Annotated in this window: 17 protein-coding genes and 1 pseudogene; 8 read left to right on the top strand and 10 right to left on the bottom strand. The window is 71.4% G+C overall.

The features are described 5' to 3' along the window. Positions 1–7: 7 nt before the first annotated feature. Complete coding sequence (locus ACIBCK_RS35920) at positions 8–712, top strand: bleomycin resistance protein (protein ID WP_399397137.1); 705 nt, start codon at positions 8–10, stop codon at positions 710–712. Positions 713–741: 29 nt separating this feature from the next. Here ACIBCK_RS35920 and ACIBCK_RS35915 read toward each other — a convergent pair whose 3' ends face one another. Beyond that, positions 742–2,199, bottom strand: coding sequence for an aldehyde dehydrogenase family protein (locus ACIBCK_RS35915; protein WP_399397135.1), 1,458 nt, complete (start codon positions 2,197–2,199; stop codon positions 742–744). A gap of 57 nt (positions 2,200–2,256) precedes the next feature. Next, on the bottom strand, positions 2,257–3,120 hold the full coding sequence (locus tag ACIBCK_RS35910) for a helix-turn-helix domain-containing protein (protein ID WP_399397134.1): 864 nt from the start codon (positions 3,118–3,120) through the stop codon (positions 2,257–2,259). Between the two features lie 306 nt (positions 3,121–3,426). Between ACIBCK_RS35910 and ACIBCK_RS35905 the strand changes: the two genes are divergently transcribed. Next, complete coding sequence (locus ACIBCK_RS35905) at positions 3,427–3,912, top strand: ATP-binding protein (protein WP_399397132.1); 486 nt, start codon at positions 3,427–3,429, stop codon at positions 3,910–3,912. 42 nt (positions 3,913–3,954) lie between these two features. Here the strand turns inward: ACIBCK_RS35905 and ACIBCK_RS35900 are convergent, their stop codons facing one another. The 4 genes from ACIBCK_RS35900 to rpmG form a co-directional block, all read right to left on the bottom strand. Next, positions 3,955–4,194, bottom strand: a complete 240-nt coding sequence (locus ACIBCK_RS35900) for a DUF397 domain-containing protein (protein ID WP_367044006.1) — start codon at positions 4,192–4,194, stop codon at positions 3,955–3,957. 500 nt (positions 4,195–4,694) lie between these two features. Next, entirely contained in the window at positions 4,695–5,852 is a 1,158-nt protein-coding gene (locus ACIBCK_RS35895) for a CobW family GTP-binding protein (protein WP_399397130.1), read from the bottom strand. An 86-nt stretch (positions 5,853–5,938) separates the two neighbouring features. Next, positions 5,939–6,184 carry a type B 50S ribosomal protein L31 gene (locus ACIBCK_RS35890; protein WP_399397128.1) on the bottom strand — a complete coding sequence of 82 codons (246 nt, stop codon included), beginning with the start codon at positions 6,182–6,184 and terminating at the stop codon, positions 5,939–5,941. 6 nt (positions 6,185–6,190) lie between these two features. After that, positions 6,191–6,355, bottom strand: a complete 165-nt coding sequence (rpmG, locus tag ACIBCK_RS35885; protein ID WP_003999141.1) for a 50S ribosomal protein L33 — start codon at positions 6,353–6,355, stop codon at positions 6,191–6,193. Positions 6,356–6,454: 99 nt separating this feature from the next. Between rpmG and rpmB the strand changes: the two genes are divergently transcribed. The 3 genes from rpmB (at position 6,455) to ACIBCK_RS35870 (ending at position 7,642) form a co-directional block, all read left to right on the top strand. Continuing rightward, the gene (rpmB, locus tag ACIBCK_RS35880; RefSeq protein ID WP_399397126.1) at positions 6,455–6,691 is read left to right on the top strand and encodes a 50S ribosomal protein L28; all 237 of its coding nucleotides are present in this window, start codon (positions 6,455–6,457) and stop codon (positions 6,689–6,691) included. Beyond that, the gene (gene rpsN, locus ACIBCK_RS35875; RefSeq protein WP_399397124.1) at positions 6,691–6,996 is read left to right on the top strand and encodes a 30S ribosomal protein S14; all 306 of its coding nucleotides are present in this window, start codon (positions 6,691–6,693) and stop codon (positions 6,994–6,996) included. Before rpmB ends, rpsN begins: the two co-directional genes overlap by 1 nt. 97 nt (positions 6,997–7,093) lie before the next feature. Then, complete coding sequence (locus ACIBCK_RS35870) at positions 7,094–7,642, top strand: hypothetical protein (protein WP_399397122.1); 549 nt, start codon at positions 7,094–7,096, stop codon at positions 7,640–7,642. 24 nt (positions 7,643–7,666) lie between these two features. On the opposite strand, the gene ACIBCK_RS35865 is transcribed toward ACIBCK_RS35870, so the two are convergent. Together ACIBCK_RS35865 and ACIBCK_RS35860 are read right to left on the bottom strand one after the other, a co-directional pair. After that, positions 7,667–10,072: an FUSC family protein gene (locus tag ACIBCK_RS35865; RefSeq protein ID WP_399397120.1), complete on the bottom strand. Its 2,406-nt coding sequence runs from the start codon at positions 10,070–10,072 to the stop codon at positions 7,667–7,669. Positions 10,073–10,899: 827 nt separating this feature from the next. Continuing rightward, positions 10,900–12,120, bottom strand: coding sequence for a DUF2786 domain-containing protein (locus ACIBCK_RS35860; RefSeq protein ID WP_399397118.1), 1,221 nt, complete (start codon positions 12,118–12,120; stop codon positions 10,900–10,902). Positions 12,121–12,203: 83 nt separating this feature from the next. Between ACIBCK_RS35860 and ACIBCK_RS35855 the strand changes: the two are divergent. Further along, a pseudogene (locus ACIBCK_RS35855) lies at positions 12,204–12,941 on the top strand (ABC transporter ATP-binding protein); the annotation flags it as partial. Between the two features lie 449 nt (positions 12,942–13,390). Continuing rightward, positions 13,391–15,562 (top strand): FtsX-like permease family protein, encoded by a 2,172-nt coding sequence (locus tag ACIBCK_RS35850; protein WP_399397117.1) that lies wholly within the window; start codon positions 13,391–13,393, stop codon positions 15,560–15,562. Between the two features lie 470 nt (positions 15,563–16,032). On the opposite strand, the gene ACIBCK_RS35845 is transcribed toward ACIBCK_RS35850, so the two are convergent. Beyond that, entirely contained in the window at positions 16,033–16,872 is an 840-nt protein-coding gene (locus tag ACIBCK_RS35845) for a nitrilase-related carbon-nitrogen hydrolase (RefSeq protein WP_399397116.1), read from the bottom strand. A 141-nt stretch (positions 16,873–17,013) separates the two neighbouring features. On the opposite strand from ACIBCK_RS35845, the gene ACIBCK_RS35840 reads away from it, so the two are divergent. Beyond that, complete coding sequence (locus ACIBCK_RS35840; protein WP_399397114.1) at positions 17,014–18,729, top strand: bifunctional 3'-5' exonuclease/DNA polymerase; 1,716 nt, start codon at positions 17,014–17,016, stop codon at positions 18,727–18,729. A 314-nt stretch (positions 18,730–19,043) separates the two neighbouring features. On the opposite strand, the gene ACIBCK_RS35835 is transcribed toward ACIBCK_RS35840, so the two are convergent. Next, positions 19,044–22,622, bottom strand: a complete 3,579-nt coding sequence (locus ACIBCK_RS35835) for a BTAD domain-containing putative transcriptional regulator (RefSeq protein WP_399397112.1) — start codon at positions 22,620–22,622, stop codon at positions 19,044–19,046. Between the last annotated feature and the right edge of the window lie 420 nt (positions 22,623–23,042).

Below are 23,042 nucleotides of genomic sequence, written 5' to 3'. Positions count from 1 at the left end.
TAGCGGAATGGCCGAGACAATGATCCCCTTGTTCCCCTGCCACGAGCTCGACGAGACCCTCGACTTCTACAAAGCCATCGGCTTCGAGGTGACCTTCCACCAGAAGAGCCCCTATCAGTACGGCGTCGTGGAGCGCGGCGACATGCAGTTCCAGTTCTTCCGCATGAAGGGCTACGACCCCAAGGCGTCCATCAGCGCCTGCTACGTCATCACCGACGACGTGGACGCCCTCCACGCCTCGTTCCGCGCCGGCCTCAAGCAGACCCTCGGCCGGATACCGACCCGCGGCCTGCCTCGCATCGGCGCCCTGAAGGACATGAGCTACGGGGTGCGGCAGTTCCTGATGACGGACCCCGCGGGCAACAACGTCCGCGTCGGGCAGCCCATCGCCGACTCCTTCGCACACTCGGCGGTACCGAAGGAGAGGTACGCGCGCGCCCTGCACCAGGCCGTACTCCTCGGCGAGTCCAAGGAGGACCCCTCGGCCGCGGCCCGCATCATCGACCACGCGCTCGCGGCGGACGGCACCCCCACCCCCGTACAGCTCGTGAAGCTGTACGTCGTGCGGGCCGAGATGGCCGAGCAGCTCGGCGAGCCGGAGCGTCCTGCCGAGTGGCTCGACCGGGCCGCGGCGGTCCGGCTGACCGAGGAGGAGCGGCAGGCGGCCGCCGACGAGCTGCTGCGGGCCGAGGATCTGCGCGGGTCCCTCTAGCCCTCGGCCACGGGAGTAAGGGGAAACCCTCAGAAGGGGAAACGGGAGCGGCCGTGCTGCACCGAGATCCACTTCTGCGTCGTGAACGCGTCCACCGTCGACTCGCCGTTCAGGCGCCCGACGCCCGAGCTCTTCTCGCCGCCGAACGGCACGATCGGCTCGTCGTGCACGGTGCCGTCGTTCACGTGGAACATGCCGCTGCGGATCCGCCGCGCGAACCGCACACCGCGCTCGACGTCGGCGGTGTGGACGGCGCCGCTGAGCCCGTACGGGGTGTCGTTGGCGATGCGTACGGCTTCTTCCTCGCCGTCGAAGGGGACGAGCAGCGCCACCGGGCCGAAGATCTCCTGCTGGAGGGTCGGCGAGTCGGCGGGCAGGTCCGTCAGGACGGAGGGGGCCACCAGATTGCCGTCGGTGCGGCCGTGCAGGAGGACCTTCGCGCCCGCGGCCACCGTCTGGTCGACGGTCTTCGCCACCGCGTCCGCCTGCGAGGAGTTGATCAGCGGGCCGATGTGGGTCGCCGGGTCCGCCGGGTCGCCGACCTTCAGGGACGCGACCTTGGCGACGAACTTGTCGGTGAACTCCGCCTGCAGCGACCGGTCCACGAGGATGCGGTTGGCGGCCATGCAGACCTGCCCCTGGTGCACGAAGCGGCTGAAGACCGCCGCGTCCACGGCGTAGTCGACGTCCGCGTCGTCCAGGACGACCAGAGCGCTGTTGCCGCCGAGCTCCAGGATCGACCGCTTGAAGTTGGCGGCGCAGACCGTGCCGACATGGCGGCCCACGCGATCCGAGCCGGTGAAGGAGATGACACTGGGCACCGGGTGCTCGATGAACGCGTCACCGATCTCGGCTATGTCGGTGATGACCACGTTCAGAACACCGGCCGGGAGGCCCGCGTCCTCGAAGAGCTTCGCGAGGAAACTGCCGCCCATCACCGGCGTGTTCTGATGCGGCTTGAGCACCACCGCGTTGCCGAGCGCGAGCGCCGGGGCGACCGTCTTCAGGGAGAGCAGGAGCGGGAAGTTGAAGGGGCTGATGACCCCGACCACGCCCACCGGTTCGCGGTAGACGCGGTTCTCCTTGCCGTCGACGGGCGACGGCAGGATGCGGCCCTCGGGCTGCAGCGCGACATGGACGGCCTCGCGCAGGAACTCCTTGGTGAGGTGGATCTCGAAGGCGGCCTTGAGCCGGGTGCCGCCCAGCTCGGCGACGATCGCCTCGGATATCTCTTCCTCGCGGTCCTCGACTATGCGCAGGGCCCGCTCGAAGACCGCGCGCCTGACGTAGGGGCTGGTGGTCCCCCAGTCCCGCTGCGCGCGATCGGCCGCTCGGTAGGCCTGGTCCACCTCGTCGGCCGTCGCCACGGTGATCGACGCCAGCTTCTCACCGTCGTACGGATTGAAGTCGATGATGTCCCAGGAGCCGGAACCGGCCTTCCACTCACCGTCTATGTATTGGTGAGCCAGGTCAGTGAAGAAGGACATGAGACCCCTTGCCGCAGACTGTGCAGACATCTGATTTGGCGTCATCCTACTGACCGGTCACGTCAGTTGGAGCAGACCTCGCAGAAGGTCTCGACTATCGGCCGGATTCGGGCTGTCGCGGCGCAGCTCGCTCACCACCCGCTCGTACTGGCCGACTTCCTCCGGCTTGTCGAGGTACAGGGCTCCGGTCAGCTGTTCCACGTACACGACGTCCGACAGGTCCGATTCCGGGAAGCGCAGCATGGTGAACGCTCCGCTCTCGCCCGAGTGCCCACCGAAACCGAACGGCATGACCTGAAGAGTGACATTCGGCCGTTCGGAGATCTCGATCAGATGCTGGAGCTGACCCCGCATCACTTCCCGGTCCCCGTACGGGCGTCGGAGCGCCGCCTCGTCGAGAACGCAGTGGAAGCCCGGGGCGCGCTCGGAGATGAGCAGCTTCTGGCGTTCGAGGCGCAGGGCCACGCGGCGTTCGATGTCCGCCTTGCTCGCGCCCTTCATGCCGCGCGCGACGACCGCGTGGGCGTACGCCTCGGTCTGCAACAGGCCGTTGACGAACTGGACTTCGTAGACGCGGATGAGCGATGCGGCGCCTTCGAGACCGACGTACGTCTGGAACCAGCCCGGCAGGACGTCGGAGTAACTGTGCCACCAGCCCGCGAGGTTGGCCTCCTTGGCGAGGGAGAGCAACGCGACCCGTTCGCCCTCGTCGGAGACGCCGTACAGCGTCAACAGGTCCTCGACGTCCCTGGACTTGAAGCTCACCCGTCCCAACTCCATGCGGCTGATCTTCGATTCGGAGGCTCGGATCGAGTAGCCGGCCGCTTCACGGGTGATGCCGCGCGATTCCCTCAGGCGCCTTAGTTGCGAGCCAAGGAGCATGCGCCGTACGACCGAGCCGCTCGACTCCCCTGCGGTCACTTCGCTCAATCCTCCCCATCACTTGGAAGCCAGCAGTCTGCCATTAAACGCTTCAGGCGGTACTCGTTCGGTTACAGAAACGGAAAGCCTTCGGAAGTCCTCCACAAGAAGTCATAGGAAGAAATGGGCCAGAAATAGCACGGGAACGACCAAGTCCGGCGCGTGCACGTGCATCTGCCCTTGCATCTGCTGTACGCATTCGGAACCATGGTCCGCGCGCCACCGCTGTATGACCGTCGCAGCGCCGCTGTACCGACCGCACCACCGCTCCATCGCTATGTACCGCGAAACCGGGGAGTGCCTCGCATGGGGACGAATGGATCGACCATGCTCGAGCCGTTACGGCAGGGGCTTCCCCCACTCGACCCCTCAGCCGTCTCCAGCGCCGCGTCCTGCTCCTTGCCCGCCCGCTATGAAGCGGTGGGCAGCGCACGGCAGTTCACCCGTAAGACGCTGGGTCAGTGGGAACTGGAAGAGCGCTTCGACGACATCGCCCTCGTCGTCTCCGAACTGGTCACCAACGCCCTCAGACATGCCCTGCCGTCGGACACCCCGCGCGACCACGGCCCGCCGGTGCGGCTGCACTTGATGCGCTGGACCTCACGCCTGGTGTGCGCGGTGCGCGACCCCAGCGACGACAGTCCGGTCGCGCGCGAGACCGACGACGACTTTTCGGCCGAATCGGGCCGCGGCCTGTTCCTGGTGGACTCGTTCAGCGACAGCTGGGGCTGGCACCCGCTCGCGGGCGCGCTGCGGGGCAAGGTCGTATGGGCGCTGTTCCAGCTGGCGTAGCTGATGTAGCCGGTGTGGCTGACGTTGCTGGCGGGTTGTGGGTCAGCCACCTATGAGGTGGTCGAACTCCCCGTCCTTCATGCCGAGCAGCATGGCCTCTATCTCGGCGCGCGTGTAGACGAGCGCCGGCCCGTCGGGGAACCGCGAGTTCCGTACGGCGACGTCGCCGCCCGGCAGTTTCGCGAACTCCACGCAGGCCCCCTGCGAGTTGCTGTGCCTGCTCTTCTGCCAGACCACCCCGTGCAGCTCCTTGGCAGCCATGCCGTTGAACACGTGATGCACAGTCGCTCCCCGGTGGTGGTGCAGTGCCTGATGTGGCTCCAGAACGCTGTGGAACGTTCTAGATGCAGTAGTCAACTGTCCCGGATCATAGCTGTGTTCACATGCCGATGCATGGGCAGATGCACGTGCACGCGCGGTGCTCCCTTGGTTACAGCTCCGTCAGCACCTGCCCCAGCCCCCGCATGACATGCGAACGCCATCCCCCGCCCATGATCTTCCTTGCCATCATCTGCGCCGGATCGTCCGGGTCGAAGCCTTCATGTACTAGGAAGAGACGCGTACCGCGCCCTTCCTGTTCCAACGTTCACGTATTGGTCCGGTCCGACGGGTTCGCGGGGTCCGCGTCGGACCACTGGACGCTGAGCATCCGCTCCACCTCGTACGCGAGAACCCGCACGTCAACGGTGCCGGAGAAGCGGTCAGCGCGCGCCAGGCCTTGGCAGGGGGTGCGGAAAGAACTGGTCCACGTGGAGGGTGGATGGTCGTGAGGTCATCGGCGCTCAGGCCTCCAGGAGGGTGTCGAAGGCGGGGGGCAGGTGTTTCCAGGCCTCGCGCCCGGCGGCGTACTCCTCGTCCGTCAACAGGCAGGACTCCAGGACCTGTTCGAGCCCTTCGCGGTCGAGGCCGGGCGAGACGAAGACCAGGTGCTGGCAGCAGTCGCCGTGCTCGGGATGCCAGTCGAGCGCGGCGGCGGCCCGCCGCACCGGCGGCACCATCTCCCACGCGGCGTCCGGCAGGGACGCGAGCCAGGGCCCCGCGCTCTCCACGCACAGCGCGCCGCCCGCCGCGTCCCAGCCGAGCAGTGTGTCCGGATGGTCGGCGAGCCAGAACCGCCCCCGGCTGCGGGCCGCCGCGCAGGTCAGGTCCTCAAGGGCCTGGTAGAGCCGCTCCGGGTGGAAGGGCCGGTCCCGGTGCCATACGAGGGTGGCGACCCCTGCCTCATCGGCGTCGGTCGGCAGCAGCGCACAGGACGGATGCTGGGCCGCGGCGGCAGCCTCGACGTCGAATCCGGCGAGCGCGGCGCCCGCCAGGTCCCCATGACCGCTGCCCGCCACATTCCCATGGCCGCCGATCGGGACCTGCCGGGCGGTCGGGTGGAGCTGGGCGAGGAGCGCGCGGTCCTCGTCGTCGGCGTCGGGCGAGTCCGCGACGGCCAGGACGGGGGCGTACTCCAGCTGGCGGGCCCAGGTGTCGGCGACCGTGCGCTGATCCGTGGCGGCCGCGGCGAGCCCGGCCTCCATGAGGTCGTCGCCGTTCCCGAGGTAGGGCAGCAGGAGCGCGGGGTCGACGGCCGTGATCACCCCGCTCAGCCGCAGCGCCTCGTGCCCCTGCGCCGTGATGATCTCCGCCATGGCCTTTGGCTCCACGGAGTCCCACAGTTCGACGACCGCGAGCCGCGTGAGACCGGAGTCCGCGAGCCGTTCGAGTTCGGGCACCAGATCCTCGCGCAGGGCGCAGCACGCACAGTCGTTGACCAGCGGGGCATCGCCGGTGGAGAGCACTCCGGTGGCGTCGCGCACCGTACGCACGACGGTGCCGTGCACGGCCGTCGCGAGGTCGTGGTGCAGCGCCACGCTTCCGGGGACGGCGGCGAGGAGCCGTTCGACGGCTTCCTTGCGGGCGTCGGAATGGAGCCCGCCGACGATGGCGATGTCCATTCGGCCTGTTTGGTGGCGGGGGCTCATGGGGTTCTCGGGGTTTTCGGGGTTTTCGGAGTTCATGGGGTTTTCGGGGTCCATGGGGTTCACCGGGTGCCGTATCGGCGTTCGAAGCGGTCCACGCGGCCCGCGGTGTCCAGGACCTTGGCCGTGCCTGTGTAGAAGGGGTGGCTCGCGGAGGAGACCTCGACGTCGATGACGGGATACGTGCGCCCGTCCTCCCAGTCGACCGTCTTGTCGCTGGTCGCCGTGGACCGGGTGAGGAAGGCGTAGCCGGCGGACTTGTCACGGAAGACGACGGGACCGTACGGCGGGTGGATGTCCTTGCGCATGAGGGTTCAGCGCTCCTCTCGGAAATCGACGTGCCGCCCGACGACCGGGTCGTACTTGCGCAGCGTCATGCGGTCGGGGTCGTTACGGCGGTTCTTGCGGGTCACGTACGTGTAGCCGGTGCCGGCTGTGGACCGGAGCTTGATGACGGGGCGGAGTTCGTTGCGAGCCATGCCGGTAGTGTATGAAAATGAATCCCGTTTTCAAAACGGTCTCCTCGGGGATTCCCTTCCCCGGGGATCCCCTTCCCCACGACCGAGAGGTGCGTCACCATGTCCGCCCACTGCCAGCTGACCGGCGCCACGCCGGGCTTCGGCAACCAGATCTCGCATTCGCACCGGCGTACGTCACGCCGGTTCGACGTCAACGTCCAGCGCAAGCGGTACTGGCTGCCCAGCGAGGGCCGCCATGTGCGGCTGCGGCTCAGCGTCAAGGGCATCAAGACCGTCGACTCCATCGGCGTCGAAGCCGCCGTCGCCAGGATCCGTGCGCGTGGGGTGAGGGTCTGATGGCCAAGAAGAGCAAGATCGCGAAGAACGAGAAGCGGCGCGAGATCGTCGCGCGGTACGCCGTGCGGCGGGCCGAGTTGAAGGAGATCCTCCGCCACCCCGGGGCCGGCGAGGCCGAACGCCGCACCGCACAGGCGGAGTTGGCGCGCCAGCCGCGGGACGCGAGTGCGACGCGCGTACGCAACAGGGACAGCGTCGACGGGCGCCCGCGCGGTTACGTGGGGAAGTTCGGCCTCTCCCGGGTCAAGCTGCGTGACCAAGCGCACGCGGGATTCCTGCCCGGGGTGCGCAAGTCGTCCTGGTAGCTTGGCGCGCGATTCATCGGCCGAGCAGATCGACTCAGTAGTTCTACTGAGTAGATCGACTGAGCAGTTCGACTGAGTAGTGACTAGGGGGACTTCAGTGCGCACGCAGGTCCGGAACGTACGTATCGGTGCCGCGGCGGCGGGTCTTGTCGCCGCTCTTGCCCTGACCGGTTGCAGCAGTGACGGCGGCGACGGGGACGAGGGCAAGGGCAAGGGCACGGACAAGGGGTCGGCGGAGTCGTCCGCTGGGGCCGGTACGCCGGATGAGGGTGCGGATTCCGGTGCGGATTCCGGTGCGGATTCAGGTGCGGATTCAGGTGCGGATTCAGGTGGCGAGGACGGCAGCTCCGAGGGCAGCTGGGTGGCCACCGCCGACGGGAATCCGCTCGCGCTGGTCATCGACGGGAAGCAGGCGACGCTGCTCGGGGAGAACGTCCTGTGCAGTGGGACCGCCGGCGCCGAGACGATCAGTCTCAAGTGCGTCAAGGGCAACTCCGACCGCACCAAGGGCACGGTCGAGTCGGTCAACGGCACGTCGATGACGGTCGCTTGGCAGGGTGCGGGCAAGGATCAGTTCACCCGGACCAAGGGCGGAAAGCTGCCGGAGGGGCTGCCTACGGCGGGGCTTCCGGAGTCTTCTTCCTGAGGCTCCGTTGCGTGTGTGACGCGGTCAGCGGGCCGTGGGACCTTGATCGGGGTCCTGCGGCCCGTTTTCCGTTCGCGTTGGTCGTGACTTCTGCGTTGTTCGTGACTTCTGTGTCGTCTGTGTGGTCTGTCTCGTCTGCGTCGTTGTTTCTGAGCCGTCCACCAGCATGGGCGGCGGTGCTGTGTCCAAGGCGTCCGACAGTTCCTCGAGGGTGGTGAGCAGGAGGCCCGCTCCTCTGCGTACGACCCGGTCGGGGACGCCCTCGCCGTCCCACTCGTCGAGAGCCTTGCGCACGGCCTCCCACTTCGGGACGCGACGCTCGCGTACGGCCTTCGCGCCGTCCTCGGTCGATTTGCGCAGGGCCTTGGCTAGGCGGTCGGCCGCGGGGACGGGGGTGGCGTCGCGGTCCGGGAGGTGCGCCTCCATCAGCATGGCCACGCGGCCCAGTTGGGCGAGGGTGTCCTCGGCGTCGGCGGCAGCGGCTCGGGAGAGGCCGCGGTGGCGTACCGGTTCGTTCTTGGCGCGGGCGGCGGCTTCCTGCCAGGCGATGCGGGCGTCACGGGCGGCGAGCAGCGCCTCGCGGACGTTCGGGCAGGAGCTGCCCTGGGGGTCGGCGTAGCGGCTGACGACGGCAGCGGCGTAGCGGCCGTCCGCGATCAGCCAGTCGGCGAGGCGGTTGCGCAGGCGCGGGGTCTCCCACGCCGGGTACACGGCGTACGCGATCATCGCGAGGACGCCGCCGAGGAGGGTGAGGACGACGCGCTCCGGCACGGTCTGCGTCCACTGCTCGCCGCCCATGCCGAGCAGGAACACGACGTACGCGGCGACGCAGGCCTGGGCGGCGACCTGGCCCGTGCGCATCAGCAGGTACATCATCCCGGCGCAGAGAACGGCGAGTGCGGCTGAGAGCTCTGTGTCGGGATGAGCGAGTTGCACCAGGCCCGTGGCCAGGGCGACGCCCACGAGCGTGCCGCCGAAGCGGGCCACCGCGCGGGAGTACGTCTGCGAGAAGTCCGGGCGCATCACCATCACGGAGGCCATGGGGGCCCAGTAGCCGTGGCCGAGGGGGAGCCAGGTGCCCAGGAGGTAGCCGGCGGCGGCCACGGCGGTGACGCGGATCGCGTGGCGGGTGACGGGGGATTCGTGACGGCGGCGGAGCTCGCCTCTGATGGCGCGGAGGGCGGCGGGGAGGAGGGCGGGGAGGGTGGGGCGGAGGAGGGGGGTGGGGGTCTCGGGGGTGTCGGGGGTGTTGGGGGTGTTGGGGGACTCGGGGGTGTCGGGGGTGTCGGGGGTGTCGGGGGTGTTGGGGGTGTTGGGGGACTCGGGGGTGTCGGGGGTGTCGGGGGTGTCGGGGGTGTCGGGGGTGTCGGGGGTGTTGGGGGTGTTGGGGGACTCGGGGGTGTCGGGGGTCTCTGGGCCGGGGGGCTTGGTGGGTCGGCCTTCGGGGGGCCTGCCTGCCGTTTCGACTACGTCGCGGAGCAGGGCCGACAGGCGTTTCGCCGCTCTCTGTGCCGGGCCCGTGAGGATCGCGCCGGTGTCCGCGCTCCGGAGTGTGGCCACGCCCGCGGGCGGGATCTTCACCGGTTCGCCGTGCCGGATGGCTCTGGCCGCCGCGTCGAGGATCGCGGCCGCCGCGGCCAGGATCTCGCGTACGCGGTCGCGTTCGGGGCCCTCTTCCGGTGCACCCACCGCGGGGTCGGCCAGGGAGGCGAGTACCGGACGGATCCGTTCCGCCACGCCGCGGGCGCCGTGGAGTTCGGCGGGGCGGGTGCGGGCCTGGCGCGGGGTGATGGTCGCCGCGTCGCGGGCGGCCATCAGGGGTTCCGGGTCGAAGTCGGCGTGGGGGTCGTGGCGGAGGCGGCGGGCGTAGTCGGCCTCGGCGGCGAGGGCGTCGGCGAGGGCGTCTCGGTGGGCGCCCCATCTGCGTACGGGGAACAGGACCACGAGGGCGGCCTGGACGGCGCCGCCCACCACCATCATCGCGGCGTGGCCCGCGGCGGCGGCCAGGGAGCCGGGGAGGGTGACCGTGACCAGCATGATCGCGACGTTGGAGGAGGCGATGATGCCGATGGTCGGGCCCGCGGCCCAGCTGAGGCCCGAGAGGAAGGTCCAGAGGGCGAGCAGGGCGAGGAAGAGGAGGGTGTGGGAGCCGGTGAGGTAGCCGAGGAAGGTGGAGATGGCGAGGCTCGTGCCGGAGGCCAGGGCGAGTTCCGGGCGGGGGCGCCAGCTGCGTTGGAACGTGGCGATGGCGGCCTGGTAGGCGCCGAAGGCCGAGCTGGCGGCTACGGCCGGGCCGAAGAGGGTGAGGCTCACGCCGATGACGAGGGCGAGGCCGGCTGCGCCGCGCAGCGCGATGAGCGGCTCGAGCCGCTTCCGCTCGACGGTCAGCCCCGAGCGAGCGGTCTCTTTCAGCGCTCGAAGCCAGGTCACTCTGTGATGATACGGGGCATATGGGGCGGAGCTGGGCCGGTATGTCTCGCTAACGTCCGGTGACCGCGGGGCTGCTGCTGCCTCGGCCCCCGAGTCCGCGAACCCTGCTCCGGGCAGCCAAGCGGAGCCGGCCCACCTTCGGGTGCGGGGCCGTGCCGGTATGTCCGTCCTCGCTATCGTCCGGTGACCGCGGGGCCACTTCGGCTCCGGAGCCTGCGGGAACCGTGCTCCGGGCAGACATACCGGCACGTCCCCTCGCGAGCGCTGCCGACTGCTGGAGCGCGCGGCTGCGGAGCTGGTCCGTCTCCGGGTGCGGGGCCGCGCCGGTATGTCCGTCCTCGCTATCGTCCGGTGACCGCAGGGCTACTTCGGCTCCGGAGCCTGCGGGAACCGTGCTCCGGGCAGACATACCGGCACGTCCCCTTGCGTGCGTTGCCGACTGCGGGTGCGTGCGGGCGGGCGCGCGGAAGCCAGGGTTTCTGTGACAGGTCACCCCGCGCCTCACCGCAATGCGCCGGCCCAACCCCGAGCCTGACGGAAGCCAGGGTGTCTGTGACTGGGCACGCCCGGCCTTACCTCAATCCATTGGCCCACCCCCGGGCATGAACGTCCCCCACCCACACCCCCTGACACCGCGGGGCAATCGGGCGGGTGGGCGGGAAAGGCCTGTTCGGGCACTGGTGGATGCGGGGTGATCGGGCGGGTGGGTGGGAGAGGCCTGTTCGGCAGGGAAGGCTGCGGGGATCGGCCGGGGGGAGGTCCGTGCGGGGAGTGGTTGATGCGGGCGGGGCCTTGCGAGGAGAGGCGTGGCTTCCGCGCCGGGGGAGCTAGGGCGCACCCGGGGGTGTCATTCTTGCCCTGTCCGCTGCCGCCGCGCCCTCCGTCCACCCCTCCGCATCCACCACCCCCCGCACCCTGGTGGTAGTCGTCGCGGGAAACATCTGCTCGGCACGGGACGTGACGGCCACATCCCGGGCCGCGAGGACGGGCAGCAACTCCCCCGCATCCGGGGACTCGATCGCCACGCTCTCCGCCGCCGCGGCAAGCCGCCCCCCGAGCCGATCCGCGTACGCCAGCAGGAAAGCCTGACGGAACGTCTTCGTACGCTTCCGGCCGCCCGCCCGCTGCCCCGCCTCCGCCTTCGTCATCGCCGCCGTCCCCTGCACGAGGAGGGAGGTGTGGAGGAGTTCGACCACTTCCAGGTCGGATTCGAAGCCGACGACGGTCGAGAAGCCGTACGCCTCGTTCCACACCGCCCGGCAACGATTGGCGGTGGCCACCGCGTCCAGGAGAATCGCCTTCGCCGTCTCGTACGGGGCGTCCACGCCGATACGGCAGGCACCGGGAGTGTCCTTGGCGTGGGTGCGGGACGCGAGCAGGGCCTCGTCGATGGTGTGCCTGGCCATCAGCTCCTGCGCCTTGGCGGTGAGCGCCTCGGCCTCCTCGGGGAACCCGGTGGCCTCGGCCTTCGCGAGCAGAGCGCGGATACGGGTGAGGATGCGGGGCTCCTCATGCCCAGGAGGCGGCGCCGCGTGCAGCGGGGAGCCGGGGGCCGGGCCGACGGGCTCGATCGCGGGGAGCCGCAGGAGAAGTCGGTAGAGGCCGAGGGTGACGGTCGCCCGGGAGAAACGGTCGAGCCTCGGGGCGTCCGGGAGGGCGAGTTCGGCAAGCTGCGCGTTCCAGCGGGGCGGGAGCGTGTCGCCGTACCGCCTGGTCTCCGTGGTGATCAGCTCGGCGGCCAGCCGCGTCAGGTGGGTACGGTCGGCGGCGGCGCCGGTGCCGGTGCCGTGCGCGAAGGCGCCCTCACCCTGCGCGCGCCCGACCATGCGTATGACGTCCGCCGGCTGCCACCCCCGCTCCCACGCCCTGCGCACCAGCTCCTCGCCCCTGCGCCACAGCTCCGCGTCGGCGTCGGGCGTGGCCGCGAGGAGGGACGCGCCGGTGTCGAGGCCCTCGTCGCCGTCCGCGTAGAGCGCCGCCGCGAACGCCTTGTCGATCACCTCTGTCGCCTCTGTCCCCGCTGTCGCCTCGGTCACCGGATCGTCCATACGACAAGGGTATGGCTGGCCATACCCCCAGGACGCCCCCCAGTGGTCGTGCCCGGCGAGGGCGCGGACGGTTGAGTTGAGGCATGACCTCAACTGCCGTACGGCTCACCGCCGTCCGCCGCCTCTACCGTGACGTGACCGCCCTCGACGGCGTCGACCTCGCGATACGTGCCGGCACCTTCACCGCGATCATGGGGCCCTCCGGCTCCGGCAAGTCGACACTGCTGCAGTGCGCTGCGGGGCTCGACCGCCCGACATCCGGCACGGTCGAGGTGGGCGGCACGGAGCTGACGGGACTGAGCGAGCGGCGGCTGACCCTGCTGCGGCGGGACCGCATCGGCTTCGTCTTCCAGTCGTTCAACCTCCTTCCGTCACTGACCGCCGCCCAGAACGTCGCCCTGCCGCTGCGGCTCGCGGGCCGCAGACCCTCGCGTACGGAGGTGGGGGGTGCGCTGGACCGCGTAGGCCTCGCCGACCGTGCCCGGCACCGGCCGGGAGAACTCTCGGGCGGTCAGCAGCAGCGGGTGGCGCTGGCGCGGGCACTCGTCACGCGGCCCGCGGTCCTGTTCGGCGACGAGCCGACCGGCGCACTGGACACGACCACCAGCCGTGAAGTGCTCGCGCTTCTGCGGGAGTTGGTGGACGGGGAAGGCCAGACGACGGTGATGGTCACACACGATCCCGTGGCGGCGTCGTACGCGGACCGGGTGGTGTTTCTGGTGGACGGCCAGGTGACGGACGAGGTGCTCGCGCCGGACGCGGGTGAGGTGGCGCGAAGGATGGCAGGGCTCGAGGCGGGCCGCCGGAGGGCGGGTGGATCTGGGCCGGGTGGATCCGGGCTGGGTGCATCTGGGCTGGGTGGGCTGGCGCCTGGTGGGCTTGAGCCGGGTGGGCTGGCGCCTGGTGGGCTTGAGCCGGGTGGGCTGGTGTCTGGTGGGCTGGTGTCTGGTGGGTTGGTCCCGGGTGGGTTGGCCTCGGAAGCCGCGGCCTTGGGCGGGCCGGCCTCAGGTGACCCCGGCTTGGGTGGGCCGGTCTCGGGCAGACCGGTCTCGGGTGCGCCAGCCTTGAGCAGGCCGGACTCGGGCGGACCGGGCTCGGGTGGCACGGGCTCGGGTGGGCCGGGCTCGGGTGGGCCGGGCTCGCGTGGGCCGGGCTCGCGTGGGCCGGTAAGGGGAGCGTCGGGCTCCGGAGCGTTGGTATCCGGAGCGTTGGTATCCGGAGCGTTGGTATCCGGAGCCTTGGGCTCCGCTTGTGGAGAGGTGGCCGGGCGATGATGTTTCTTGCTTCCCTTCGTACCCGCTGGGCCGGGCTTCTCGGCGCGTTCGTCGCCGTCGCGCTCGGCGTTGCGCTCACCGCCGCGATGGGGCTCGGGCTCGCCTCGACGTTCAGCGCGCCGGAGCGGGAGCCCGTGCGGTTCGCCGGGTCTCCCGTGGTCGTCATGGGGCAGAACACCCTGACGGTCCCGGTGAAGCGTGGACCGAACACCGCCCACGTATCGAAGCCGCTCGCTCATCCACACCCTGTGGATATCGAACTTCTGCGCGAGCTTCGACGCCTCGGTCCCGTGCGGGTGGACGGGGCGAAGAGGGACGCGGTGGGGGTGAATGCCCCGGTTGGGGAAGTGCGGGAAGTCGTCGGGTCCCGGGCGCGTGTCCTGACCGGAGCTGACCGTCGGCTCGCCGATCCGGAGCCGCCGGCGCGGGACGCGGAAGCGCTCGTGGCGGTGAACTCGTTCCTGGGGACGGCGGGCGGGGTGTCCGCGTTCGTGTCCGTTTTCGTCACCGCGTCCACCTTCGCCTTCGTCGTGGCGCTACGGCGGCGGGAGTTCGGGCTGCTGCGGATGGCCGGAGCCACGCCGGGGCAGGTGCGCAGGATGCTGCTCGCGGAGTCGCTCGCGGTGGGTGTCGCGGCCTCCGGGGTGGGATGCGTGCTGGGCGCCCAGGGTGCGCCGGTGCTCGCCGAGGCCTTGGTGGAGGCCGGGATCGCTCCCGAGTGGTTCGGGATCGGCGGGGCGGTCTGGCCGTACCATCTCGCGTTCTGGGTCGGGGTGTCGGTGGCCTTCTCGGGGGCGTGGATCGCCTCGCGGCGGGCGGGGCGCGTGGGTCCCGTCGAGGCGCTGCGGGACGCGTCCGTCGATACGGGCGTCATGCCGTGGAGCCGACGGATCGTGGGAGGTGCCCTGCTTGCGGCGGGGGTCGGGCTGCTGGCGTGGACGCTGTGGAGCGATCCGTCGGCGCTGATGAAGCGGAAGACGTACACGACGCAGCCGATGATCCTGATCACCGCGTTCGCCGCGCTCACTCCTCTTCTCGTACGTCCCGTCCTGCGCGCCGTCCGGCTGCCCGGCGCGATCGGGCTGCTGGTCCGTGAGAACTCCGCCGCGTCCGTGCGGCGCACCGCGGCCGTCGCCGCGCCGGTCCTGGTGACGGTGGCTCTCGCGGGATCGCTGCTGGGCTCTGCGGAGACGACGGGCGAGGCGAGGGCGGCGGAGGCCCGGGAGCGTACGGGTGCCGAACTGGTGGTGACCGGGCGGGAGTTGGGCTCGCTTTCGCTCGAGACAGCGAAGGTGGACGGGGTGAAGGTGGCAGCGGCGTCGGCGGCCACGGCCGTGTTCGTACGGGAGGAAGGCACGGCGCTGGTCCGTTCGGAGGCGCGGGCGGTGAGCGATCCGGCGGCGTTCGCCGCGGTGACACGGCTTCCGGTGGTGGCGGGGGACGTACGCGATCTCGACGACGGGTCGATCGTCGTCAACGAGGAGTGGGAGCGGCGGCGGGTCGGCGAGCGGGTGGACGTCTGGCTCGGGGACGGCAGGCCCGCGCGGCTGCGGATCGTCGCGGTGCTCGCGCGGGGGACGGGGGATGCCGGGGCGTACGTCACGTCGGCTACCGCCGGTTCTGCCGCCGCGGTGGACCGCGTTGACGTGGGGCTGCGGGACGGGGCGGACCGGGGTGAGGTGGCGGAGGCGCTGCGGGCGGCTCCTGGCGCGGGCGAGGGCGGCCGGAGCGGTGACGGGGGCTTGCGGGTGAGGTCGGCGGAGGAGTGGCTCGCGGACACGCATCCGGCGACGAAGCCGCAGACGCGGCTGGGGCTGTTGATGCTGCTGGGTATCGCGTTGATCTACACGACGATCTCCCTCGCGGGAACGCTGCTGATGGCGACTTCCATACGGGGCCCTGAGCTGCGCTCGCTGCGGATGGCCGGGGCTACCGGGGGCCAGGTCAGGCTGGTGGTGGCCGGGGAGGCGTTGCTGGCGGTGGGGGTCGGCGCGGTACTGGGCCTGGCAGTGACCGCACTGAACCTGGGCACACTGAGCGCGGGCCTGACGCGTCTGTCGGTGCCGGCGGGGGTGGCTGTGCCTTGGGAGATGGTGGGGGCGGCTGCGGGGGTCTGTGCGGTTGTGGGGGTGGGGGCGGGAGTTCTGGGGGTGCGGCGGCGGGGGTGATATGTCTCGCTGTGTCTCACTGCGTCTCGCTGCGTCTCGCTGCCGGCTGCGGGTTCGTGGGGTCCGCGGGGTTGGTCCGTGGGTGGGAGCGGGGCCGCGCCGGTATGTCCGTCCTCGCTATCGTCCGGTGACCGCGGGGCTACTTCGGCCCCGAAGCCTGCGGGAACCGTGCTCCGGGCAGACATACCGGCACGTCCCCTCCCGTCTCACTGCCGACTGCGGACGCGACGGGGCTTGGGTCTCGTGGCTGAGGCCCGTCGCGTCTCACCGCCGCAATGCAATGCGCTGACCGCGGGGCAATCGGGCGGGTGGGCGGGAAAGGCCCGTTCGGGCAGGAAAGGCTGCGGGGTGAGCGGGCCGCCGAGAGGGGAACCGTTACCCCACCGGCGGCTGCCGGGTAACGGAGAGGCCCCGCCGCCGCGCCCAGCGGCGGCACAAGAAACCGCCCGGCCCGCCGCAAGGCGCAGGCGTTAGCTGTCACCGCCCTCATCGATGAGCCGACGTACCTCCCGGTCGACCAGGCCCAGCCGCGCCTCAGCGACCAGCGGCACCGCCCGCCGATGCCGCCGCGCCTCATGGACGTCGATGTCCACCGTCACCAGCCCCGGCTCCCACTTCGGCGCCTGCGCCACCACCGTCCCCCGCGGGTCCACCACCCTCGAACCGCCCCAGAACGACGCCCCGTTCTCGTTGCCGACCCGGTTCACGAACACCACCCAGCACTGCAGCATGCGGGCCGTGTAGGAGAGCAGCGTGTCCCAGTACAGGCCCGTGTCCATCGCCTCGGGATCCAGGCTCGCCGCGCTGTTCGTGGGGACGATGATGACCTCGGCACCGTCCTGCACGGCCAGCCACGGCAGCACCGGCTGCCACGCGTCGTTGCAGACGAGGGTCGCGGCACGGCCCTGCCCGCCCGGCAGGTCGTACGCCCGCAGGTGCTGGCCGGGACTGACGTGCTTGCGCTCCTCCCAGGCCAGGTAGTTCGGCAGGTACAACTTGCGGTGCGCATGGAGGAGTTGGCCACCCGCGTAGTACGCGGCCGTGTTGTACGCCCGCAGGCTCGTGTGCTCGTGCAGGCCGACGATGACATCGGGCCCCGTGGTGGAAAGCTCCCGGAGGCGATGGTCCGTCGCCTCCAGCGACGTGTCACGCTCCAGGCCGCCCAGGTGGTACCCGTGCAGACTCAGCTCGGGGAAGACGACGAGGTCGGCGCCCTGCGCCGCCGCCTGACCGATCTGGTCCCGAGCCTCCGCCAGGTTCTCCTCCACCTCTCCGAGGACACAGTCGGTCTGCGCAAGGGCCACTCTCATGGCTCCGAGCCTCGCAGCGCCCGTCACCCCCCGCATGTCGGGACACCCGGACGAGCACCCACGCCGTAGAACGAGCAAGGGCCGCCCCGGCGGCAAAAGCCATCCGCCTCATTGTCAGTGCCTGCTGACACACTCAATCGCATGACCGAAAGGTGGGCCATCGCCGCCACCGAGGCCGGCGGCGCCACCCTCGCCCCCCTCGGGGAAGACGGCCTGCCCGCAGGGCCGGTGCGGCACGAGCGGGACCTCGCCGCGGCCGTCCGGGCCAGACCCGACGTCAGCCGCTGGGTCTGGCGCTCCACCGCCGCGATCTATCCGGCGCTGCTCGCGGCAGGCGTCCGCGTGGTGCGGTGTTACGACGTCGAGGACGCCGAGCTGCTCCTGCTCGGTCACGAGGGCCGCCTCGGCGAGCCCCGCTCCGCAGCTGCCGCCTGGGCGCGCCTGCACAACGCCCCGGTGCCGACCGACCCTCCCCCCAGAGCTGCCTCCCCCGGCGCCCAGGACTCCCTCTTCGAGCCGTCCCCCGTGACCTCCCTCCCCTTCGACGCCCTCCTGGAGGTCTATGCCGCGCAGCAGCGAAGACATGAGGCCGCCGAGCACCCCGGCAGGATGCGGCTGCTCACGGCGGCCGAGTCGGCGGGCATGCTGGTGGCCGCCGAGATGAACGTGACGGGCCTGCCCTGGCGCGCCGACGTCCACCACGCCCTGCTCACCGAACTCCTCGGCGAGCGGTATGCGGGCGGCGGGAGGAACGCGGGCGCGGCCGAACCGCGCCGCCTCGCCGAGCTCGCCGACGAGATCTCCGCCGCGTTCGGCCGCCGCGTCCGCCCCGACCTGCCGAACGACGTCATCAAGGCCTTCGCCCAGGCCGGCATCCGGATCAAGTCCACCCGCCGCTGGGAGCTCGAGGAACTCGACCACCCGGCCGTGCGGCCCCTCGTCGAGTACAAGAAGTTGTATCGGATCTGGACGGCGCACGGCTGGAGCTGGCTGCAGGACTGGGTGCGCGACGGCCGCTTCCGGCCGGAGTACACCCCGGGCGGCACCGTCAGCGGGCGCTGGACCACGAACGGCGGCGGCGCGCTGCAGATCCCCAAGATCATCCGGCGGGCGGTCGTCGCCGACCCGGGCTGGCGGCTCGTCGTGGCCGACGCCGACCAGATGGAGCCGCGCGTCCTCGCCGCGATCTCCCGTGACCGGGGCCTGATGGAGGTGGCCGGGAGCCACGAGGATCTGTACACGCGCCTCTCGGACCGCGCGTTCTCCGGCGACCGCGACCACGCCAAGATCGCGCTCCTCGGCGCCGTGTACGGGCAGACGTCGGGCGACGGCCTGAAGAACCTGGCGGCACTGCGCCGCAGATTCCCCGCCGCGGTCGCGTACGTGGACGATGCGGCGAAGGCGGGTGAGGAGGGCAGACTCGTACGGACCTGGCTGGGTCGTACGAGCCCGCCGGCGGCCGGTGCGGGAGACTTCGACGAGGCGGGCATCCCGCAGGAGGACCCCGCTGAACCGCCTTCCCAGGAGGGCGAGTTCACTCCTGGCTACGCCTCCAGCAACACCCGTGCCCGTGGCCGCTTCACCCGCAACTTCGTCGTCCAGGGCAGCGCGGCCGACTGGGCCCTGCTGATGCTGGCCGCGCTGCGTCAGTCCATCGCCGCGGCCGGACTCCGCGCCGAGCTGGTCTTCTTCCAGCACGACGAGGTCATCGTGCACTGCCCGCAGGAGGAGGCCGAGACGGTCACGGCGGCGATCCGCGCGGCGGGGGACCTGGCGGGACGCATCGCCTTCGGCGAGACGCCGGTACGTTTCCCGTTCAGCGTGGCGGTGGTGGAGTGCTACGCGGAAGCGAAGTAGGCGTCGGAGACGGAAGCTTCGGGCCGCGAACGAACACCCGGAGCGGCCCTGCGGGAGGCGGAATCAGCCTGGCGCGGAGCCGAGGGCTGGGGCTGTCGGTGAGCCCGTAGAAGAGGTTGCCGACGAGACCGTGGGTAAGGCGGTCGGTGAGCCCGACGCCGAGACCGTGGGCTAGCCCGTCGGCGAGACTGAGGGTGAGCCCGTGGGTGAGCCAGACGGCGAAACCATGGGCGAGCCAGTGGGCGAGGCTGTCGGCGAGTCCGCAAGTGAGCCCGACGCCGAGACTGCGGGTAGCCGGCCGTTGAGCGCGCCGTTCAGCCCGCCGTTGAGACCGCCGTCACGCCCGCGAGCAGGCTCTTCAGTTCTCCCACCACCTCGCTGCTGTCCGTGCCGTCCAGTGATTCGAGCGCCGACTTCCATTGCGCGTACGCCTCTTCGGCGCGCCCCTCGCCGTACAGCAGGAGCCCTCGCTGGTGGCGGGCGAGACCCGCCATGTGGGCGTCGGCCCGCTGCTCCGCGCGCTCCAGGAGGTCGGCGCACTCGCGCGCTGCGTCCTGCGTGCGGGACGTCTCGCGCAGGGCGCGGACCATGCCGAGGCGCACCTTGGACTCGTTGTGCCAGTCCTCGGCCTCGCCGTGAATACGCAGGCTCTCCTCGAAGTGCCGGAGCGCCACGTCCGGTTCGCCGAGGACGAGGTAGGCCTTGCCCATGTCGCAGTGGATCTCCTGGCGCAGGCCGATGTGCCCGAGCGTCTCGCCGATCGCCAGGCTCCGCTCGTAGTAGGAGATGGCGGCGCGCGCGTCGGTGTGCTCGTAGACGTTGCCCAGAGTGCTGAGCGCGAACGCCTCGCTCAGCGGGTCGTCCATGGCCGTGGCGAGATCCAGGCTCTGGCGCAGCGCGTCGGCGGACTCCTCGTAGCGGCCGAGCGCTTCGAGGAGGAGGCCGCGGTTGATGACGCCGCGGTGGACGCACGACATGCGGTCGAGCCTCCGCCACAGGTCGAGGGCCTCGTCGATCAGGCTGAGCGCCGTACCGCTGCGGCCCGACACGTAGTTGAGGCCCGCGAGATCGGTGAGGGCCTGGGCCTCGGCCGCGGTGTCCTTCCAGCGACGGGCCGCGGTCACCGCGAGGCGGTTGAGGAGGTCCGCCTCGGCGAGGCGGCCACGGCGCTTGAGGTACGAGAAGAAGCAGCGGACCAGCAGGGGCAGGAGGGGGGACTCGCGGCCGTGGCGGTCGGCGAGTGCGATGACGTTGGCGAGTTCGGTGTCGCCCCAGGCGAAGGCGTCGTCGGTGGACATCGGTGGCACGGCCGGAACGGGACAGCAGTCCGCGTCGTCCCTGGCGTCCGCGCCGCCGTCGGGCGCGTGCCGGGGCAGCAGCGTCTCGGGTACGTCCCCGAGACGGTCGTCGCGGTCCAGCCCCTCCGGCATGATCGCCAGCAGGCTCTGCCGCGCCGACTCCGCGTACCACCGCAGCGCCGACTCCACGACGTCCTTCGCCCCCGCCCCGTCCTGGTGGGCCGCTTCGCGGGCGAAGTCGCGTACGAGGTCGTGCGGGGCATAGCGGCCGTAGGCCGTCTCGTCGAGGAGCGCGACGTCGACGAGACGGTCGAGTGCGGCCCCCGCGCGCCATTCCGCCACGCCCAACAGGCGGGCGACGAGCGGGACTCCGTACGCCGGGAGGTCCAGCGCACCGATCGCGGCGAGGGCGGCGGCCGCGTCCCGGTCGGACTCGCGCTCCGAGGTGCGCAGGGCGTCCAGCGCCACGGCAAGCGAGCGCCGGACGCTGAGGTCGTCGTGCTCCAGGTGGTGCAGGCGGCCGCCGCTGACGGTGAGGAGTTCGGCGAGGGCGTCAGGGGTGAGCGCGCGGCGGGCGGCGAGGCGGGCGGCGATGATCCGCAGGGCGAGGGGCAGCCGGCCGGCGAGTTCGACCAGGGGGTGCCCCGCGTCGAGCGCCGCGCGGCCGGAGACCGCGCGCAGCAGGGCGGCGCTGTCTCCCTCGGAGAGCGGGTCCAGCGGGAATCGGCCCGCGCCGTCGAGCGCGGTGAGCGGTGAACGACTGGTGACGATGACCGCGCAGCCGGGGCCCGCGGGCAGCAGCGGACGCACCTGCGCGGCGGTGGCGGCGTCGTCCAAGACCACCAGGGTGCGGGTGGGCGCGAGCAGGGAACGGAGCAACGCGGCTGCGGCGTCCGGGTGTTCGGGGCTGTGACTCGACTCGATGCCGAGGTCCCGGAGCAGGGCGGCGAGCGCCTGGCTCGGCGTGAGGGGCGTCATGCCGGGGGTGGCGCCGCGCAGATTGACGTAGAGCTGCCCGTCGGGGAAGTGCTCGCGCAGCCGGTGCGCGACATGCAGAGCGAGCGCGCTCTTCCCCACACCTGCCATGCCGGACAGAACAGCAAGGGCAGAAGTACCCCTACGGGCCCCCTGCCCGCCGGGTCCAGCACTCTCACCCCCCGCAAGAAGCCGCCCCAGGGAACGCACCACGTCCTCGCGCCCGGTGAAGTGGGGTGGCGAGGGGGGAAGTTGGGCGGGGCGGGTGGATATGCGTGGGGGGCTTGGGAGGGGAGGTGGGGTGGGGGTCGGAGTTGAGGTTGGGGTGGGGGCTTGGGCCTGCGAGGCGGAGGAGGAGTTTTGGGCCTCCGACCGGGCCGAGGCCCCGGACGCTGGATCGGCGAGGGTTGGGGCTTCCGGGCCTGCGGGGGCTGGGGTCTCCGGCCGGGCGAGGGCTGGGGCCTCCGGCCCGGCGGAGGACGGGGACTCCGGTCCGGCGGAGGACGCGGACTCCGGTCCGGCGGAAGCCGCGGACTCCGGTCCGGCGGAAGCCGCGGACTCCGGTCCGGCGGAAGCCGCGGTCTGCCACCCAGCGGACGCTCGGGATGGCGGTTCGGCAAAGGCCGAGGACTGCCGATCAGCAGAAGCCGAAGCCTCCGGCCCAGTGAAATCCGGAGACTGCCGACCGGCGGACGCCCGGGACTCCGCCCCATCGAAATCCGAGGACGGCCGACCACCGGAAGCCGAAGCCTCCCGCCCGCCAGAAGCCCCGGACGCCGGCCCACCAGAAGCCGAAACCCGCCGCCCAGCGGGCGCCCAGGACGAACGCCCAGGATCCACCATGCCGGAAGCCGAAGCGCCCGCAGGCTCCTGCAATACCTCCCGATGCGCTTCCCGTACCGAGGCGCCCGGTTCCACGCCCAGTTCGTCCACCAGCCTGCGCCGCAACTCCCGGTGGACCGCGAGTGCTTCCGCCTGGCGGCCCGTGCGGTGCAGTACCAGCATCAGCTGCCGGTGGAAGGCCTCCCGCAGCGGATACTCGGCGACCAGCTCCGCCAGCTCCGGCACGAGGCCCCCGCCACCGGTCCCGGCCGCGATCTCGGCGTCGTAGCGCAGTTCGAGGGCGAGGAGCCGCGCCTCCTCCAGGCGCGGTACGAGCGCGTGGCCCGCCGCGTCCGCGGGCAGTCCGCCCAGCGGGGCTCCGCGCCACAGGGCGAGCGCACCGGACGCGGCCGACACACAGCCCGCCCAGTCACGTTCCGCGTGCGCGGCCCTGGCCCGCGCGACCAGCTGCTCGAAGACCCGTACGTCCAACTCGCCCTCGGACACCCGCAGCCGGTACCCCGGAGGCACCGCCCGCAGCCGGTCCGGGTCGTCAAGGAGCCGGCGCAATCGCGTGACGTGGTTCTGCAGCGAGGCGCGCGCGGAAGCGGGCGGAGCGCCACCCCACAGCGCGTCCTCGATGGCCCCGACGGAGACCACCCTGCCCGGTTCGAGCAGCAAGGCGGCCAGCAGCGCACGCCCCTTGGCGCTCTGCACGGGCTGCGGCTCACCCTCGGCGTCGTACACGGCCGGCGCGCCCAGGAGCCCGAACCGCAACCCGTCGCACCGCACGTCCACGCCATCTCCCGCCAACCGTTGGCCTCATGTTAGCGATCGGTTGGCGGGCCCTGATGGGATCAGAACATCGGGCCCGGCCCCGCCGGTACTCGCGCCAAGCGCGTAACTCGGGGGAGTGTCACCGTTGTGGCCGGGCCCGCTCAGTTTCTGCGAGGCACCCTTAACTTCCTTACGGGGTGGGGAAGTTAAGGTGCTCGCGGAACGAGAGCAGCCCCGCGCCCGACTCAGTATCCGCGCGGGCGGCGCCGTATCGACGCGGGAAGCTCCGCCTCACACACCTCGGGCCCACGCTCCGGACTCCGGATTCCGGCACCAAGTGCTCACGGATTTCCCACCATTCGCCCACCCCACGCGCACGCGGTCGGGCCGCGCACCAAAACCCCCGGCACGGTATCCCCAGGTAACACCAGCCACCCCCGC

Origin of the sequence: Streptomyces sp. NPDC051218 (assembly GCF_044455475.1) — a bacterium.
Lineage (GTDB): Bacteria > Actinomycetota > Actinomycetes > Streptomycetales > Streptomycetaceae > Streptomyces.
The sequence above is the reverse complement of the archived record's forward strand: the minus strand, read 5'-3'. Positions and strand labels throughout refer to the sequence as shown.

Bases quoted from the DNA above. Each gene is read 5' to 3' on its own strand.
- ACIBCK_RS35905 (WP_399397132.1), top strand. From the start codon at position 3,427: ATGGGGACGAATGGATCGACCATGCTCGAGCCGTTACGGCAGGGGCTT.
- rpmB (WP_399397126.1), top strand. From the start codon at position 6,455: ATGTCCGCCCACTGCCAGCTGACCGGCGCCACGCCGGGCTTCGGCAAC.
- rpsN (WP_399397124.1), top strand. From the start codon at position 6,691: ATGGCCAAGAAGAGCAAGATCGCGAAGAACGAGAAGCGGCGCGAGATC.
- rpmG (WP_003999141.1), bottom strand. From the start codon at position 6,355: ATGGCTCGCAACGAACTCCGCCCCGTCATCAAGCTCCGGTCCACAGCC.
- ACIBCK_RS35850 (WP_399397117.1), top strand. From the start codon at position 13,391: ATGATGTTTCTTGCTTCCCTTCGTACCCGCTGGGCCGGGCTTCTCGGC.
- ACIBCK_RS35915 (WP_399397135.1), bottom strand. From the start codon at position 2,199: ATGTCCTTCTTCACTGACCTGGCTCACCAATACATAGACGGTGAGTGG.
- ACIBCK_RS35895 (WP_399397130.1), bottom strand. From the start codon at position 5,852: ATGGACATCGCCATCGTCGGCGGGCTCCATTCCGACGCCCGCAAGGAA.
- ACIBCK_RS35890 (WP_399397128.1), bottom strand. From the start codon at position 6,184: ATGCGCAAGGACATCCACCCGCCGTACGGTCCCGTCGTCTTCCGTGAC.
- ACIBCK_RS35845 (WP_399397116.1), bottom strand. From the start codon at position 16,872: ATGAGAGTGGCCCTTGCGCAGACCGACTGTGTCCTCGGAGAGGTGGAG.
- ACIBCK_RS35860 (WP_399397118.1), bottom strand. From the start codon at position 12,120: ATGGACGATCCGGTGACCGAGGCGACAGCGGGGACAGAGGCGACAGAG.
- ACIBCK_RS35920 (WP_399397137.1), top strand. From the start codon at position 8: ATGGCCGAGACAATGATCCCCTTGTTCCCCTGCCACGAGCTCGACGAG.
- ACIBCK_RS35840 (WP_399397114.1), top strand. From the start codon at position 17,014: ATGACCGAAAGGTGGGCCATCGCCGCCACCGAGGCCGGCGGCGCCACC.